Source organism: Azospirillum sp. OGB3, assembly GCF_014192915.1.
Lineage (GTDB): Bacteria > Pseudomonadota > Alphaproteobacteria > Azospirillales > Azospirillaceae > Azospirillum.
The window spans coordinates 102989-119230 of sequence record NZ_JACHYN010000013.1; the positions used below are offsets into that span (position 1 = coordinate 102989).

General features: G+C 68.6%; 14 protein-coding genes. 10 read left to right on the plus strand and 4 right to left on the minus strand.

Features of this window, described 5'->3' with window-relative positions; all coding sequences use genetic code 11:
• Positions 1 to 95: 95 nt before the first annotated feature.
• Entirely contained in the window at positions 96 to 1643 is a 1548-nt protein-coding gene (locus FHW79_RS22845) for a tetratricopeptide repeat protein (RefSeq protein WP_183181018.1), read from the plus strand.
• Here FHW79_RS22845 and FHW79_RS22850 read toward each other — a convergent pair.
• Complete coding sequence (locus FHW79_RS22850; protein WP_183181019.1) at positions 1595 to 3886, minus strand: TonB-dependent receptor; 2292 nt, start codon at positions 3884 to 3886, stop codon at positions 1595 to 1597. The two genes, FHW79_RS22845 and FHW79_RS22850, sit on opposite strands and share 49 nt — an antisense overlap.
• Before the next feature lie 128 nt (positions 3887 to 4014).
• On the minus strand, positions 4015 to 5028 hold the full coding sequence (locus FHW79_RS22855) for a FecR family protein (RefSeq protein WP_183181020.1): 1014 nt from the start codon (positions 5026 to 5028) through the stop codon (positions 4015 to 4017).
• A gap of 236 nt (positions 5029 to 5264) precedes the next feature.
• On the opposite strand from FHW79_RS22855, the gene FHW79_RS22860 reads away from it, so the two are divergent.
• Positions 5265 to 5777 carry a sigma-70 family RNA polymerase sigma factor gene (locus FHW79_RS22860; RefSeq protein WP_183181021.1) on the plus strand — a complete coding sequence of 171 codons (513 nt, stop codon included), beginning with the start codon at positions 5265 to 5267 and terminating at the stop codon, positions 5775 to 5777.
• Between the two features lie 208 nt (positions 5778 to 5985).
• On the opposite strand, the gene FHW79_RS22865 is transcribed toward FHW79_RS22860, so the two are convergent.
• Positions 5986 to 6699, minus strand: coding sequence for a transglycosylase domain-containing protein (locus FHW79_RS22865; protein ID WP_247884551.1), 714 nt, complete (start codon positions 6697 to 6699; stop codon positions 5986 to 5988).
• 444 nt (positions 6700 to 7143) lie between these two features.
• Between FHW79_RS22865 and cysE the strand changes: the two genes are divergently transcribed.
• On the plus strand, positions 7144 to 8013 hold the full coding sequence (gene cysE, locus FHW79_RS22870; protein ID WP_183181023.1) for a serine O-acetyltransferase: 870 nt from the start codon (positions 7144 to 7146) through the stop codon (positions 8011 to 8013).
• Here cysE and FHW79_RS22875 read toward each other — a convergent pair.
• The gene (locus tag FHW79_RS22875; RefSeq protein ID WP_211108442.1) at positions 8010 to 8936 is read right to left on the minus strand and encodes a LysR family transcriptional regulator; all 927 of its coding nucleotides are present in this window, start codon (positions 8934 to 8936) and stop codon (positions 8010 to 8012) included. The two genes, cysE and FHW79_RS22875, sit on opposite strands and share 4 nt — an antisense overlap.
• 185 nt (positions 8937 to 9121) lie before the next feature.
• On the opposite strand from FHW79_RS22875, the gene FHW79_RS22880 reads away from it, so the two are divergent.
• The 7 genes from FHW79_RS22880 to FHW79_RS22910 all read left to right on the plus strand — a co-directional run bounded on the left by FHW79_RS22880 (position 9122) and on the right by FHW79_RS22910 (position 16190).
• Entirely contained in the window at positions 9122 to 10243 is a 1122-nt protein-coding gene (locus FHW79_RS22880; protein ID WP_183181025.1) for an extracellular solute-binding protein, read from the plus strand.
• Between the two features lie 65 nt (positions 10244 to 10308).
• Positions 10309 to 11370 (plus strand): ABC transporter ATP-binding protein, encoded by a 1062-nt coding sequence (locus tag FHW79_RS22885; protein WP_183181026.1) that lies wholly within the window; start codon positions 10309 to 10311, stop codon positions 11368 to 11370.
• Positions 11367 to 12221, plus strand: a complete 855-nt coding sequence (locus FHW79_RS22890) for an ABC transporter permease (RefSeq protein ID WP_035682465.1) — start codon at positions 11367 to 11369, stop codon at positions 12219 to 12221. The genes FHW79_RS22885 and FHW79_RS22890 overlap by 4 nt, the downstream gene beginning before the upstream one ends.
• A complete protein-coding gene (locus tag FHW79_RS22895; protein ID WP_183181027.1) occupies positions 12221 to 13021 on the plus strand; it encodes an ABC transporter permease in 801 nt (266 codons plus the stop codon). Before FHW79_RS22890 ends, FHW79_RS22895 begins: the two co-directional genes overlap by 1 nt.
• Before the next feature lie 45 nt (positions 13022 to 13066).
• Complete coding sequence (speB, locus tag FHW79_RS22900) at positions 13067 to 14122, plus strand: agmatinase (protein WP_183181028.1); 1056 nt, start codon at positions 13067 to 13069, stop codon at positions 14120 to 14122.
• Between the two features lie 4 nt (positions 14123 to 14126).
• Positions 14127 to 14933, plus strand: a complete 807-nt coding sequence (locus tag FHW79_RS22905) for a carbon-nitrogen hydrolase family protein (protein WP_183181029.1) — start codon at positions 14127 to 14129, stop codon at positions 14931 to 14933.
• A gap of 12 nt (positions 14934 to 14945) precedes the next feature.
• A complete protein-coding gene (locus FHW79_RS22910; RefSeq protein ID WP_183181030.1) occupies positions 14946 to 16190 on the plus strand; it encodes a threonine ammonia-lyase in 1245 nt (414 codons plus the stop codon).
• The last annotated feature ends 52 nt before the right edge of the window (positions 16191 to 16242 follow it).

Consider the following 16242-nt stretch of genomic DNA (forward strand, 5'->3'; position numbering starts at 1 on the left):
GCACGGACGCTTGCGCGCCGCGCGGCGTCGGTCTACTGCAGAGCGGGTCCGTTCGGCGGTTTCCCGTTTAACGGTTTCAGCGCAAGGGGCCGGGCATGGCGACGATCGAGGAAGCCTACGCGGTCGCCATCGACCACCATCAGGCCGGGCGGCTGGAAGAGGCGGCGATCATCTACCAGCGCATCCTGGACGTCGATCCGGAGCAGGCTCATGCCTCGCATCTGCTGGGCATCGTCGCCGGCCAGAGGGGCCGCCCGGCCGAGGCCGTCGCGCTGATCGCCGCCGCGGTGGCGCGGGACGGATCGAACACCGATTTCCTCGGCAATCTGGGCGCAGCGCTGAAGGCGGCGGGGCGGCACGACGAGGCCATTCGTCATTTCGCCCGCGCCCTGGCGTTGGAGCCGGCGGCGCGCGGCGTTCCGGGCAATCTCGGTTCCGCCCTGGCCGCCGATGACCGGATCGGCGACGCCGTGTCCTGGCTGGGACGCGCGGCCGCTCTCGACCCGTCGCATTTCGAGACGCTCCTGAATCTGGGCATCGCGCTGCGCGACGCGGGCCGGTTCGACGCGGCGGAAACGGCGCTGGAGACCGCCAAGTCCCTGCGTCCGGACCATCCGCATCCGGTCTGCGAACTGGCGGTGCTGAAGCTGGCGCTCGGCGATTTGGAAGAGGGGCTGGCGCTTTACGAACGGCGCTGGGACTACACCGGCCAATCCGCGGCGGTGTCCGGCAAGCCGGTGTGGCGGGGCGAGGGCATCGCTGGCAAGACCATCCTTCTCTATTACGAGCAAGGTCTGGGAGACACCCTGCAATTCGTCCGCTACGCGCCGCTGCTGGCCGACCGCGGCGCGCGGGTGCTGCTGATCGTCCAGCCGGAGTTGCGCCGCCTCCTGGCCTCGGTGCGGGGCATCGACCGTCTGGCCACCTACGACGATGCCGATGGACTGCCGGGTTTCGACCTGTGTTGCCCGCTGATGAGCCTGCCCTTCGCCTTCGGAACGCGCATCGATGCAATTCCCTCCGGCGCCCCCTACATCACGCCGCCCCCCGATCTGGTGGCCGGCTGGGCGGAACGGCTCGGTTGGAGCCGGAGCGGAGAATCCACAGGCTCGCGCCCGCTGCGCGTCGGATTTGTCTGGTCGGGCAACCCGCGGCGCCACGATCCCACCTCCCACGCGATGGACCGCCGCCGCAGCGTGCCCTTCGCGCTGATGGAGCCGCTGCTGTCGGTGCCGGGGATCGAGGCGGTCAGCCTCCAGGTCGGGGAAGCGGCGGAGCAGGCGCGGGCGGCCGTCGCGGCGGGCCGGCTCAGCGATCCCATGGCGGGTGTCACGGACTTTGCCGATACCGCGGCCATCGCGGCGCATCTTGACCTCGTCATCACCGTGGACACGTCGGTCGCCCACTTGGCGGCGGCGATGGGGCGTCCGGTGTGGATGCTGTCGCGCTGCGACGCCTGCTGGCGCTGGTTCCGCGGACGCGACGACAGCCCCTGGTATCCGACGATGCGCCTCTACCGGCAGGACTCGCCCGGCGACTGGGCGCCGGTCATGGCCCGCGTGGGCCATGACCTTGCCGCAGCCACGGCGCGGGATCAGAACTGCGCCGAGGCGCTGAGCAGGAAGGCCCGGCCCGGCTGGTAGAGCGGGGTGACGGTGCCGAACTCCTGCCCGTAGGTGGCACGGTCGGCGTAGGTCTCGTCGAAGAGATTGCGGACGTCGAGGCGCAGCGCCAAGTTGGCGTGCTCCGGCAGCCGGTGCTCCACGAACAGGTTGGCCGTCTGATACCCCTTCAGCGGCCGCTGCCCGGCCTGGACCTTGTCGTAGTCGAGCACGAACTCCACATCGGCGCCGAAGGTCAGGTTCCAGGACTGCACGGTGTGGGCGCCGCCAACGGTGAAGACCTGCCCGATCGGTGTGGCGAGGTAGGTGCCGGTGTCGGAATCCGCGGGCAGCCCGTCGATCTTCACGTCGATGTCGGCGTATTTGGCGCGGATGAAGCCGTTCGTCCAGGCGTAGCCGAGACCCAGCTCATAGCCCTCCGACCGCACGTCGCGGGCGAGGGTGGCGCTCGTGGCGGCGAAGCGCGCGGCGCGGGCATCGTCAAGCTTGGTGCGGAAGATCCGGCCTTCCGCGGTGAACCCCTCGTAGCGGGCCTCCAGGCCGGCGGTGCTGTTGTAGGCCGTCACCGGGCGCGGGCCGGCGCCGTAGTTCCAGGCTGGATTCATGATGTAGTTCTCGGCCAGCTGGACGCCGCCCCAGCCGCGGGACACGCCGGCCTTGGCGGTCAGGTAGCGGGGCAGCAGGTCGAACTCGCCCGAGATGTTGTGGCTGAGGCCGTGGTTGGTCCACTCCCGTCCGGTCGTCCCCTCGAAAGTTTGGCGGTCGCCGCGCAGGCCGAAGGACAGGCGCAGACGCTCCATCGGCTCCAGCCGGGCCTGACCGTACAGGCCGTTGTTGCGCGCCCGCTCGGTCGCGGACATCGTCCGGTCCCGGTAGTTGGCGCGGTCCACGTAGAAGTCGGTGCCTGTCGTGAAGGTGCCGATCCGGAAGCCGAAGGTGTTTTCCAGCTTGCCGTTGAAGGAGCTGGTCGCCCCCTTGCCCGGGTAGCTCCCCGGCACGGTGCTGCTGCCGACCGGGCGGGTGAAGATCGGCGTCTCCACGTCGGTGCGGCCATAGGCGAGCACCAGCTTGGGGTTCCACAGCTCCGTAGGCAGGGCGTCGGTGTAGGTGAAGACCATGTTCTGGCGGTCGAGCGAGTAGTCGCGCACGCGCGGCTCCCAGGCCGGGCGCCCGGCCAGCGACCCGATGTTCGCGCGGAAGGGCCGCGGCGCGTCGTCGTAGACCCGCTCGTAGCTGGCCTGGAAGCGGTGGCCGCTTTCCGTCTGCACCGCCGCCTTGCCGAGGCCGCTGACCACGTCCGTCTCGGTGCCGTCCACCTTGCGTCCGTTGCCCGCGGTGTACTTGCCGCCCTTGCCGTAGGTCACGGTGCCCAGCGCCTCCAGCCCCTGGTGGCGTCCGAAGCCGGCGAGGTTGGTGGTCAGGCCGGAGCCGTTTGTGTTGAAGGTGGTCTTGCCGAAGGCGCCGATGCCGTCGCTCGCCAGGAAGTCGCTGGCGTCCTTCGTCTCGTAGGCGATGGAGCCGGCGAGCGCGCCCGGCCCGGCGTCGGCGGGGGCGACGCCGGCGTCCACGCGCGCCACCTTCAGCAGCGCCGGGTCGATCAGCGTGGTGCCGTTGTGGTGGAAGACCTTGTTGTTCTGGCGGCTGCCGTCGATGGTGACCGCCAGATTGGTTTCCTCGACGCCGTTCACATAGACCTTCTGCGACATCGGCACGGAACTTCCCACGCGGATCGTCGGCTCGCCGGAGAAGACGTCGCGGAGGTCGCTGGGATTCTTGCGCTCCAGATCCTCCCTGGTGATGGTGATGTTGCCGCTTCCGCTGCCTGCGCCGGTCGAGGCGGTGACCGACACCGGCGCCAGCATTGTGACGTCGCCGGTCGGGGCCGGAACCAGCGTCACGGAGCCGGTGCCGGTCGTGCGGTAGCCGGCGCCCGTTCCGGACAGCAGCGTGTCGAGCGCCTGGGCGGGCGTCATGCTGCCCGACACCGGGCGGGAGCTGCGCCCGGCGGCCAGATCGGCGGAGTAGCCGATCTGCCAGCCGGTCTGGCGCGCGAAGGTGTCGAGCGCCGCGGGCAAGGGCTGCGCCGGCAGCGCGAAGACCATTGTCTGCGCGGCGGGTGCGGCCTGCTGGGCCAGGGACGGGGAGGGGAGGGCCAGGACGCCGCCGAGCGCGGTGGTCGCCATCAGGGCCAGGATCAGATGCCGGGCGGCGGTTCCCCGCGCGCATACCGAGAACTTGCCTGTCGAAACCGTCCGGCCTTCCATTCCTCACAACTCCCGTCTGCGCTGGTGGCGGGGGCGTGATTACCGGTGTATGGACCGTGCCCCCTCTTTTCGGCAGACGCACGGGGGCGTGGCGTCTCACAAAAAAAATTCCGAAAGAAAGACAAAACCTATCGAAGCAGGATGATTCCGGCAGGAAGCTCGGTCACGCGGGCGCCTACGACGTCGGCCAGCGAGCGGAGCGCCGCGATGGGATCGTCCAGCCGGTAGTTTCCGCTGACCCGTGCGCCGGCCAGCCGGTCGCCGATCAGAACGATCGGTGCGCCATGGTAGTGCCGGATGGTGTCGACGACCGCGGCGAAGGGTTGGTCGTGGAACACGTAGCGCCCGTCCTTCCAGGCAAGCGCAACCGTCGGGTCCGGGCGGGCGGGCGCCGACAGGCCGTCCACCGTGGCCGTCACCCGGTCACCCGGAACGAGGGACACCGTCTGGCCCGGCGGTTCCCGCCGGCTGACCGACACCCGCCCGCGCTCCAGGAAGACGGCGTCCTGCCCGCCGTCCGACCGCACGGTGAAGGCGGTGCCGGTCACCTCCACCTCGCTGAAGCCGGCGGTGACGCGGAAGGGGTGGGCGGGGTCGCTGACCACGTCGAAGTAGGCCTGCCCGCGCAGCAGCCGGACGTGGCGCCGGCCCTCGGCGAAATCGAGCGCGACCGCGGAGTCGGTGTCGAGGATCAGCCGGGACCGGTCGGGCAAGGCGATCTCCCGCCGCTCCCCCGCAACGGTGCGATGGTCGGCGGTCAGGCGGAGCGCCAATGTGGGCTGGAGATGGACGCCAATGGCCAGCAGCAGCGCGGCGGCGGCCAGCGAGACCCGCCACCCGCCGAACCGCCCGGACCGCCGCCTCGTCGCGGACTGGTTGGCCGACGGCGAAGGGGCAGTCTGCGGGTGATGGGCGAGCGTCGCCGCCTGCAATTCGGGCATGCTCCCAAGCGACGACAGGCGGTCGAATGCCGCGGCGTGGCGCGGGTCGCGGTTCCGCCATACCTGATAGGCGGCTCGGGTATCCGGGTCCACGGGCGCGTCGAGAAGCGTCACGAACCAGGTGAGCGCCTCGTCCGTGATCGGGTCCGCATGCCGGTAGGCCCCGGCATCCTGTTCGCCGTCTGCCTTGTCCTGCTTCACGCTGGCCTTCCACTCTTCCTTGACCGGACTCACGTACAGTTGAGACGTTTCATCATTCGGCGGGTCACAATTCGCGAACCGCAGCCCATAGCCCGCAGATGGTGATCATTCCTGCGGCCGTCCAACCGGCTTGACATCTGAAATTGAGAATCATTATCAATCTCGATGTTGCAAGGCCGCCGATGTCGCACCGACCGCGGTGGTGTCCTTTCCGCCGCCGTACCGACAGGGCTATCATGTCCGCAAGCCTGATTGCGATCTATCTCGATCACCGCCGCTCGTTGTTCGGGTGTGCGATGAAGATCGTGCGTGATCTTCAGGTTGCCGAGGATCTGTTGCAGGAAAGCTATCTACGCGCCTGCAAGGCTGTGGAGAGGGGACCCATCGACAACATCGGGGCGTTCCTCCACCGGACGGTCCACAACCTCGCGCTGGACCATCTCCGGCGCTGCCGGACCCAGGAGCGGTTCGAGGCCGGCCCGACGGACACCGTCGAGGCGCTGGGCATCGCATCGGAAACCCCTTCGGCGGAAGAACGCCTGCTGCAGCGCGAGCGGCTGTCGTGCTTCATGGACGCTCTGGACCGTCTGCCGGCGCGTGCCCGGCAGGTGTGGCTTCTGAACCGGGTCGAAGGCCTGTCCTATCCCCAGATCGCCGCCCATCTGGGTGTATCGCAGGGCACGGTCTTCAACGACATGAAGCTGGCGATGGGTCATTTCGTGGACACCATGGCGCGCCGGAACCCCTAGCCGTGGAACACGCTCCCGATTGAAATCGGGAGGGGCCGGCCTGACCCCCGGACCACGGAAAGCAGATGCGCGGATCCGGTGCCGGGTGTATGTGTGATGGTGTGCCGCCTGGAATGGCGCGTAAGTCCCATAAGGTGTCTTATGGAAAATACACGAGTTAGGCTTACGCCGCACGCCGTTGCCCGCAGGATGAAGCTGCTGGAACCGCTCAGCTATTGGAAGGCTGTCGGCACCCTTCGAGCCAAACGTCACCGTGCCCTTCGGGAACACACGCTCCTGCCGCCAAGCGTTCAATCCGCCTGACACGCTCGTTGAGCGCAGGATCATTGTCACGAAGCTTGAAGGATGCTGGCGAGATGAGAACGGCTACCAATCGAGCAAATTCCGTGCTGCTCAACTCAGCCGGCGGCCGCCCATAGATCGCTGAACTTGCCTTATGAAAGCCAGTCACCCAGCCTTCCGGACCTTCACCCATTTCCAGTGTATCGAGCCAAAGGGCCAAAATCTGATCCTTGGAGAGTCGGCTTTCCAGGCCCATCGCATACCCGGTTTGTCGTATCTTCCCGACGCCCGGTTGGAATTTTTCGAAAGCAAGGCGCTTGGAAGCCGACTGCGTGATTGTCGTCGCTCCGGCGCCAGGGGTCGAAAAATCCACTCCGGTGTGATCGACGAAACTTGGGTCCTCAACTTTCAGCAACATCGCCAGATGGTCCGCGCCGAGCGAATCCCCTCCCAGTCCCTGAGCTATCAGATCGTCTGCGCGCTGACGCAATTGCGGAGCATCCGATAGAGCGTCCCAGTATCCTTTTCCGCCGTAAGCAATGGCCGCGACGACAAGCAAGCCAACAAGAAGACCTGCGAGCTTAAAAATTCGTCTCATGAGTTGTTTACCAGGGCGTGATGTATGAGCCGAAGCATTCATTTGGCCTCCCGCTGGTCTTGCCGAGCTGGTCATTCGGACAGGGCGGGCAGCATGATTGCGGCATTATTGCCGAGCGGGGCGATGGTTTCCAGCGTCATGCAGCGCGTGCTGGAAAGGGCTGGAGCGCCCATAGGATCACGGTGAACGGCAATGCCGCCGCCTTGCCGGAAGAAGCCGGCACCAGGAACACGCGGGTCGGGTCCAGCCCCTACGCCAGCGACGATATGATCATCTGGTAACCCCTCCGCTGCGCGGATGGGGTTGTCTGAGTGGGCAGGCAATTTTCACAGCGTGAAAATGTGCAAAAATTCGTGGTGGTCCTTCATTTCCCACGACATAGCTCCCCTTCCGGAAAGCGCCGTGCTAGGCTTCCGTCCGGCCTGTTGAAGGCCCCATGACCGGACCGACGGCCGGACCGGTCGGGAACATCAGGACACGCGTACCATGAATCACATCGTCGCCCCCTGCCTTAAGGACCAGGACCTCAAGGAGCTGGACCGCCCGGAATCGCCCCTTCTGGAGGGCGTCGACGGCATGTGGGCGATGCTGCGCGCCGAGGCGGAGAACGTCGTCGTCAAGGAGCCTTGGCTGCGCCCCTTCATCGACACCGCCATCCTGCTGCACCATGACTTCCCGTCGGCGCTGGGCAGCCTGCTGGCGCGCAAGCTGGGCGACTCCTACATCTCCGCCGACCAGCTCGCGATGCTCGTGCGCTCGGCGGTCGCCGACGCGCCCTGCATCGTCGAGGAAGCCTGCTCCGATCTCCAGGCCATCTGCACGCGCGACCCGGCGGCCGACAACTGCCTGACACCCTTCCTCTACTACAAGGGCTTCCACGCGCTGGAATGGCACCGCATCGGCCACTGGCTGTGGCGGCGCGAGCGGCGCGACCTCGCCCACTTCCTGCAAAGCCGGGTGTCGGAGGTGTTCGCGGTGGACATCCACCCGGCGGTCCCGGTCGGACGCGGCGTCTTCATCGACCACGGAACCGGCGTGGTGATCGGCGAGACCGCGGTGGTCGGCAACGACGTTTCGATCCTTCAGGAGGTCACGCTCGGCGGCACCGGCAAGGAGCATGGCGACCGCCACCCGAAGGTGCGCGACGGCGTCCTGCTGTCCGCTGGCGCCAAGATTCTGGGCAACATCGAGATCGGCAGCCGCGCCAAGGTCGGGGCCGGCAGCGTCGTGTTGAAGGACGTGCCGCCCTGCGCCACCGTGGTCGGCGTCCCGGCGCGGATCGTCGGCTGGTGCCGTGACACGGTGCCGGCGCTCGCCATGGACCAGACGGTGCCGGAGCCGGAGTATCACATTTAATGGCCCGGACCGCTCCGGAACTCCGGCGCGGTCATCTCCTCGCGGGTCAGGGCGATGAACAGGTCCACCACCGGGCTCTTGGAGCGGTTGGCGTCGAAGGCCACCTGGAAGGGCGCCTGATAGGACAGGACCTTGGGCAACAGCACCCGCAACCGCCCACCTTTGATGTAGGGCGCCGCGTAGTGGTCCGGCAGATAGCCGGCATAGGCGCCGGACAGGATCAGCCGCGCTGCCCCCTCCATGTCGCTGACCGTCGCCTTGGGCGTCGAGATGGCGAAGATCTTCAGGTCGCGCGCCCCCCAATAGCTGCGCGCGACCAGCCGGTAGCGGCGGATTTCGTCCAGGTCGATGGCCTCGTCCGGCAGGGTGAACAGCGGGTGCCCGTCCGCCACGCAGAAGTGGATCGTTTCGTTGTAGAGGTCCTGATAGGACAGGCTTGGCACGATGCGCGGGAAGCTGGCGATGGCGAGTTGGAGCTGCCCGCCGATGACGTCGCGCAGAAGCTCGTTCGGCGGGCGGACGTTGATGATCAGCGAGACCTCCGGCGCCGCCTCGGTGAAGCGGGCGAAGACACGCTCCAGCGGGGCGCGCGGGTCAGTCAGCGTGTTGTCCACCAGCCCGACCGCCAGCGTGCCGGTCAGCCGCTCGCGCAGGCCGCGCACCCGGCCGCGGAAACGCTCCAGCGTGTCGAACACGCGCCGCGCCTCGTCGTAGACCGCCTGCCCTTCCGGGGTGAGCTGGAATCCCGAGCGCCCGCGTCGGCACAGCCGCAGGCCCAGCCGGGTCTCCAGATCGGCGAAATGGGTGGAGATGGTGGACAGCGACAGGTTCAGTTCGCTCTGCGCCGCACTGAATCCGCCGGCCTCGACGATGGTCATGAACAACCGCAACAGGCGCAGATCCACGGTTTCCAGCTGAATCATCGCCACAACGCTCGCCCTCCCCTGCCCGGCCCGATGGCTCCGGACCACCCGATACTTCGACCCGGATCGAAGTAAGATACAAAACTTTCTGATTTTCGGGCAACGGCGCCGGGCGTCTAATGACCACAGGCCGCAATGCTGGCCTCACGAACAGATAAGCTCGTCCGCAAGGAAAGGTCGCATCCATGAACGAGACGACGGGTAAGCAGGGACTTCACGCCGCCTTGACCGGCGGCATCAGCCGGCGCGCGGTTCTGGCTGGAGCGGGCACGCTGGCTACGGCGGCCGCCATCGGCTTTCCGAACATCGTCCGCGCCCAGTCGAAGACGCTGAAGGTCGGCGTCTACGGCGGCTACTTCAAGGAATCCTTCGAAAAGCACATCTTCCCGGAATTCTCCAAGGCCACCGGCATCACGGTGGAGGCCATCGCCGAACCGACCGGCGAAGCGTGGCTGGTCCAGCTCGAACAGGCGGCCCGCGCCCGTCAGGCGCCCGCCGACGTCTCGATGATGTCGCAGGTGGCGATGCTGAAGGGGGCCTCGGCGGAACTGTGGGCGCCCTTCGACCTGTCGAAGATCCCCAACGCCGCCAAGGTCGTCCCGCACCTCGTCAACAAGTACCCGGACGGCAAGGTCAGCGGCATCGGCGCGGTGTCCTGGTACATCACGCTGGTCACCAACACCAAGAGCTACCCGCAGGCCCCGGACAGCTGGGCGGCCCTGTGGGACCCGGCGAACAAGGACAAGCTCGGCCTACTGGCTCTGGTCAGCAACAGCTTCCTGCTGGAGGTCACGGCGGCCACCTTCTTCGGCGGCACCAAGCACCTGGACAGCGAGCAGGGGCAGCTCGACTGCTTCAAGAAGCTGGCGGAGCTGAAGTCCAACGTGAAGCTCTGGTACCGCGACGAAGCGCAGTTCGAGGCCTCGCTGAAGTCCGGCGAGATTCCGATGGGCCAGTACTACCACGACGTGACCGGCCTCGCCGCCGCGGACGGGCAGCCGGTGCGCTCGACCTTCCCGAAGGAGGGCGGCATCCTGGATTCGGGAAGCTGGGCGGTCACCCGCGCCTCCAAGGCCGGCGACCTCGCCCACGTCTTCGTCGACTACATGTGCCAGCCATCGATCCAGGCCCTGCTGTCGCGCAAGGTCGGCACCGCCCCGACCATCGACCGCAAGCTGACCGACCTGACGGACCAGGAGTTCGCCGCCGTGTCCTCCGACATCGCGCCGATCATCCCGCGCTACGACCTGTACACGAGCAAGTCCGACTGGCTGAACCAGAAGTGGACGGAAATGATCGTCGGATGAGTGCCTGACCCCTCTCCCGGGACGGGAGAGGGGAATCACTCCCTCCATCAAGACAAAGCCATCCCATGTCAGCCCTTGTCCTCGACGGTCTCACCAAACGATACGGTCCCGTGACCGCGGTGCACGGCGCGTCGCTGCGCATCCCGCACGGGCAATTCGTCTGCCTGCTTGGCCCGTCCGGCTGCGGGAAGACGACGCTGCTGCGCATGATCGCCGGGCTGGAGGACCCCTCTGGCGGACGGCTCGTCATCGACGGGCGCGACATCACCACGGCCCCCGCCCACACGCGGGAATTCGGCGTGGTGTTCCAGTCGCTGGCCCTCTTCCCGCACCTGACGGCGGGGGAGAACATCGCCTACCCCCTGCGCATCCGCGGCGTCCCGAAAGCCGAGCAGCGCAGGCGCGCCGACGAGTTGCTGGAGCTGGTGCGCCTGCCCGGCGTGGCCGACCGGCCCGTCTCCAAGCTCTCGGGCGGGCAGCGGCAGCGCGTCGCGATCGCCCGCGCACTCGCCCTGTCGCCCAAGCTGTTCCTGCTGGACGAGCCGCTGTCGGCGCTCGACGCCAAGCTGCGCGAGGCCATGCAGATCGAGCTGAAGCAGCTCCAGCAGCGGCTCGGCATCACCACCATCGTCGTCACCCACGACCAGCGGGAGGCGATGACCATGGCCGACCTCGTGGTGGTGATGTCGCAGGGGCGCATCCATCAGGCCGCCCCGCCGATGGAGGTCTACCGCCAGCCCGCCGACGCCTTCGTCGCCGACTTCATCGGCATGACCAACCTGCTGGAGGGCGAGGTCACCGCCCCTGGCACCGCCGCCGTGCCCGGCGGCACCCTGCATCTGCCCGACCTGCCGCCGACCGGCCGCGTCCTGCTGTCCGTCCGGCCGGAGGACGTGGTCGTCCACCCCGCCGGGACGGACGGGCCGAACCGGCTGACCGGCACGCTGTCCTTCATGCGCGACCTCGGCGCCAGCGTGGAGTTCCGCATCGACGTCGCCGGGCGGGAGATCGTCGCGCTGTCGCGCCCGCAGGACCGTCCGCCGGTCGCCCCCGGCGGCGCCCTGTCGGTGGAGTTCCCCCCGGCGGCCTGCGTCGTGCTGCCGCCGATGGCGGAGCGCCCGCAATGATCCGCCGCGCCCCCCGCGGTCTGGCCGAGCACGCGCCGATCCTCTTCCCGGCGCTGATGCTGGTCGTCTTCTTCGTCATCCCCTTCAGCCTGATGATCGCGGTCAGCGTCTTCCGGCGCGTGCCCGGCGGCTTCTACGAGCCGGACCTCGTCTTCGCCAACTACGAGCGGTTCCTGACCGCCTTCTTCGGCGGGGTGATGTCCTTCTCGCTGGGGCTGGCGGCGCTGGTCGCGGCGCTGTCGGTGGGCATCGCCTTCCCCTTCACCTACCGGCTGGTGAAGCTGTCGCGCGGGGCGCAGATCCGCTGGCTGGTCTTCCTGCTGTCGATCCTGTCGCTGTCGGAAGTCATCATCGGCTTCGCTTGGTCCACCCTGCTATCGCGCACGGCGGGCATCACCAACCTGTTCGTGGCGCTGGGCCTGATGGCCGAGCCGCAATCGCTCAGCCCCAGCTTCGGCGCGCTGCTGGCCGGGCTGGTCTATCAGGCCTTCCCCTACACGGTGCTGGTGCTCTATCCCGCGCTGGCCCGCCTCGATCCCTATCTGGAGGAGGCGGCGCGCACGCTCGGCTCCTCGCCGCTGCGCGCCTTCTTCACGGTGGTGGTCCCGGCGCTGCGCAACACGATCGTGGCGACCACGATCATGGTGTTCGTCTTCGCGCTCGGCTCCTACCTGCTGCCGCAGCTTCTGGGACGGCCGCAGCACTGGACGCTGTCGGTGCTGATCACCGATCAGGCGATCTACCAGTCCAACATGCCCTTCGCGGCGGCCATGGCCGTCTTCCTGGTGCTGGTCAGCCTCGCCCTCGTCGGGCTGGCGCTGCTTGCCGGGCGGCGGGAGGAGACGGCCTGATGCTGATGCGCACGCTGAACTCAGTGGCCGCCGGCCTGATTGCCCTGGTCCTCGCCGCCCCCATCCTCGTGGTGGCCGGCGTCTCGGTGAACGAGAAGAAATCGCTGACCTTCCCGCCGCAGGGCTTCTCGCTCGCCTGGTACGCGGAGGTCTTCACCGATCCCGGCTGGCGCGGCGCGCTGATCACCAGCCTCGTCGTCGCCACCCTGTCGGCGGCGCTGGCGGTGCTGATCGCCTTCCCCCTGGCCTGGTTCCTGTGGCGCTGGCGGGCCCCCTGGGCGCGCGCGTTCGAGGTGCTGGGGATGACCCCCTTCATCCTGCCGCCGGTCATCACCGCGCTGGGCTTCCTCAGCTTCTGGGCAGCGGTCGGCGAGTACGGATCGCCCTGGACGGTAGTGGTCAGCCACGCGGTGTTCTTCGTGACGCTGCCGCTGGTCACGCTGTCGCTGGGCTTCGGGGCGGTGGACCGCTCCTATGTCGAGGCGGCGGCCACCATGGGGGCGGACGACCGCACGGTTCTGCGCACGGTGGTGATGCCGCTGGTGCGGCCCTACGTGATCTCAGGCTTCGCCTTCGCCTTCGTGCTGTCGCTGAACGAGTACATCGTGGCCTACATGGTGGTCGGCTTCACACTGGAAACGCTGCCCATCAAGATCTTCAACGCGCTCCGCTACGGCTACACGCCGACCATGGCCGCCGTGACGGTGCTGTTCGTGACGCTGACCGCGGTGGTCTTCGGACTGATCGCGTGGTTCGGCGACCTGCCCCGCCTGCTCGGCGCCTGGGCCAAGAATGACTGACCGCCAAGAACGACTGACACCCTTTTCCTCAGAGAGATTAGGACGATGATCGACCCTCAGAAGCTTGATCGTTTGCGTACGAAGTACAGCGGCTCCGGCGGCGACGACTTCCACGATCCGGAATTCCAGCGGGTGGCCGCCCTCCAGTTCTCCGGCGGCAAGCGGGTGCAGCCCTTCGCCGGGGTCTCCACCCTGCTCGACGCCCCCTACCGCCCCGACGCGGCGGAGGCCGCGGACTTCGGCGGGCTGGACATCGCGCTGATCGGCGTGCCGATGGACCTCGGCGTGACCAACCGGGCCGGCGCCCGCCTCGGCCCGCGCGCCGTGCGCGGGATGGAGCGCATCGGCCCCTATGAGCACGCCCTGCGTATGGTCCCGGCGGCCTCCTGTAAGCTGGCCGACGTCGGCGACGTGCCGCTGTCCAGCCGCTTCAGCCTGGAGGCCTGCCACAGCGACATCCTGGCCTTCTACAACCGCGTGATGGACGCGGGCGTCGTCCCGCTGTCGGTGGGCGGCGACCATTCCATCACTTACTCGATCCTGAAGGCGCTGGGCCGCGAGCGTCCGGTGGGCATGATCCATTTCGACGCCCATTGCGACACCGGCGGCCCCTACGAGGGCGCCAAGTTCCACCACGGCGGCCCCTTCCGGCAGGCGGTCCTGGACGGCGTGCTGGACCCGGAGCGCACGGTGCAGATCGGCATCCGCGGCAGCACCGAGTATCTGTGGGAGTTCTCCTACGACAGCGGAATGACCGTGATCCACGCGGAGGACATCCCGGAGCGCGGCATCGCCAGCGTCGTCGAGACGGCGCGCAAGGTGGTGGGCGACGGGCCGGTCTACGTCTCCTTCGACGTGGATTGCCTGGACCCGGTCTTCGCCCCCGGCACCGGCACCCCGGAGGTTGGCGGCCTGACCACGCGGGAGGCCCTGGCGATCCTGCGCGGGCTCGACGGGCTGGACATCATCGGCGGCGACGTGGTGGAGGTGGCGCCGCAGTACGACGCCACGACCAACACCGCCCACGCCGGCGCGCAGATGCTGTTCGAAATCCTCTGTCTGTCGGTGCGCGCCCTCGCCAACCGCCAGAAGCAAGGCTGATCGCATGCGGCTGACCCTGTTCCAGGCGGACGCGGAGCCCGGTGCGCCGCACCGCAACCTCGACCGTCTGGAACGGGCGGCGGCGGAGGCGGCGGATCGCGGCTCCGCCCTGCTGGTCGGGCCGGAAATGGGCCTGACCGGCTACGACATCGGCGCGGAGGCGGTGCGCGCCCTGGCCGAGCCGGCGGACGGGCCGATGGCCGCGCGGGTCGCCGCCATCGCCCGGCGGCACGGCGTCGCCATCCTCTACGGCTATCCGGAGCGCGGGGCGGACGGCGCCGTCCACAACGCCGCACAACTGATCGGGGCGGACGGTCGGCCCCTGCTGAACCAGCGCAAGGCGCATCTCTACGGCGACCTCGACCGCAACGCCTTCGCGCCGGGCGGCGATTCCTTCCCGACCGCCGAGGTCGGCGGGCTGCGGGTCGGCGTGGCGATCTGCTACGACGTGGAGTTTCCGGAACTGGTGCGCCGCCACGCCCTGGCCGGGGTCGACGTTCTGCTGGTGCCGACCGCGCTGATGACGCCCTACGAGGTCGTCGCCACCACCATCCTCCCGGCCCGCGCCTTCGAGAACGGCATCTTCGTCGCCTACGCCAACCGCTGCGGGCGGGAGGGGACGCTGCGCTATTGCGGGCTCAGCAGCGTGGCGGCGCCGGACGGATCGGTGCTGGCGCGGGCCGACGACGGCGAGGCGCTGCTGACCGTCGATCTGGACCCTGCCCTGCGCCAAGTCGGCACGCATCTGGCGGACCGCCGCCCGGACCTGTACGGTGCGGTCTCCAGCGCGCCTGGGAAGGGCGGTTCGTAGAGGAAGCACAGCATGCCGGTCACCATCGACGACATTCACGCCGCCGCCGAACGGCTGGCCGGACGCATCAGCCGCACGCCCTTCCTGCGCTCGGAAACCCTGTCGCAGATCACCGGCGCCGAGGTCTGGGTCAAGCTGGAGAATCTTCAGTTCACCGCCTCCTTCAAGGAGCGCGGGGCGGCCAACCGGCTGCTCCACCTGACTCCGGAGGAGCGGCAGGCCGGGGTGATCGCCATGTCGGCCGGCAACCACGCCCAGGCTGTGGCCTACCACGCGAAGCGGCTGGGCATCGCGGCGACCATCGTCATGCCGCGCTTCACCCCCTTCGTGAAGGTGAAGCGCACGCGCTATCACGGCGCCACCGTCATCCTGGAGGGCGATTCCCTCGCCGAGGCCGCGGCCTTCGCCCACGACCTCGCCAAGCGGGACGGGCTGGTCTTCGTCCATCCCTACGACGACGACGCGGTGATCGCCGGCCAAGGCACCGTGGTGCTGGAGATGCTGGCGGAGGTGCCGGACCTCGACGCGCTGGCCATCCCGGTGGGCGGCGGCGGTCTGGCCGCCGGGGCCGCGGTCGCCGCCCGTGCGCTGCGGCCTGGCCTGGAGGTCGTCGGGGTGGAGGTGGAGACCTACCCCGCCGCGGCGCAGCGCCTCGCCGGGCAGCCGGTCAAGGTCGGCGGCCCGACGGTGGCCGAGGGCATCGCCGTGCGCGACGTCGGCGACCGGCCCATGGACATCCTGAAGCAGAACGGCTGCGACGTGGTGCTGGTGCCGGAAGCGGTGATCGAGCGCGCCATCGCCATGCTGATCGAGGTGGAGAAGACCGTGGCGGAGGGCGCCGGGGCCGCCGGTCTGGCCGCCCTGCTCTTCCACCCCGAGCGCTTCCGCGGCAAGCGGGTCGGGCTGATCGTGTCGGGCGGCAACATCGACACGCGCACGCTCGCCAACGTGCTGATGCGCGGCTTCGCCCGTGACGGGCGCCTGATCAACCTGGACATCGACGTGGCCGACCAGCCCGGCGCGCTGGCCCAGGTGGCCCGCATCGTGGCGGAGTGCGGCGGCAACATCATCGACGTGCAGCACCAGCGCCTGTTCGGCGCCTTCTCCGTCAAGTCCGCCGAGGTCGCCCTGCTGATCGAGGTGGAGGACGAGGGCCACGGCGACCGCATCACCGAAGCCCTGCGCGGCGCCGGCCTGCCCGTCCGCAAGGCGGTGGTGGCGGAAGCCGCGCAGCCATTGTCCAGCGCGCGGACCTGAGCCGAGCCCCTTCGCTTGCGGTGCAACAGCCCTCTCCCCTCCGGGGAGAGGG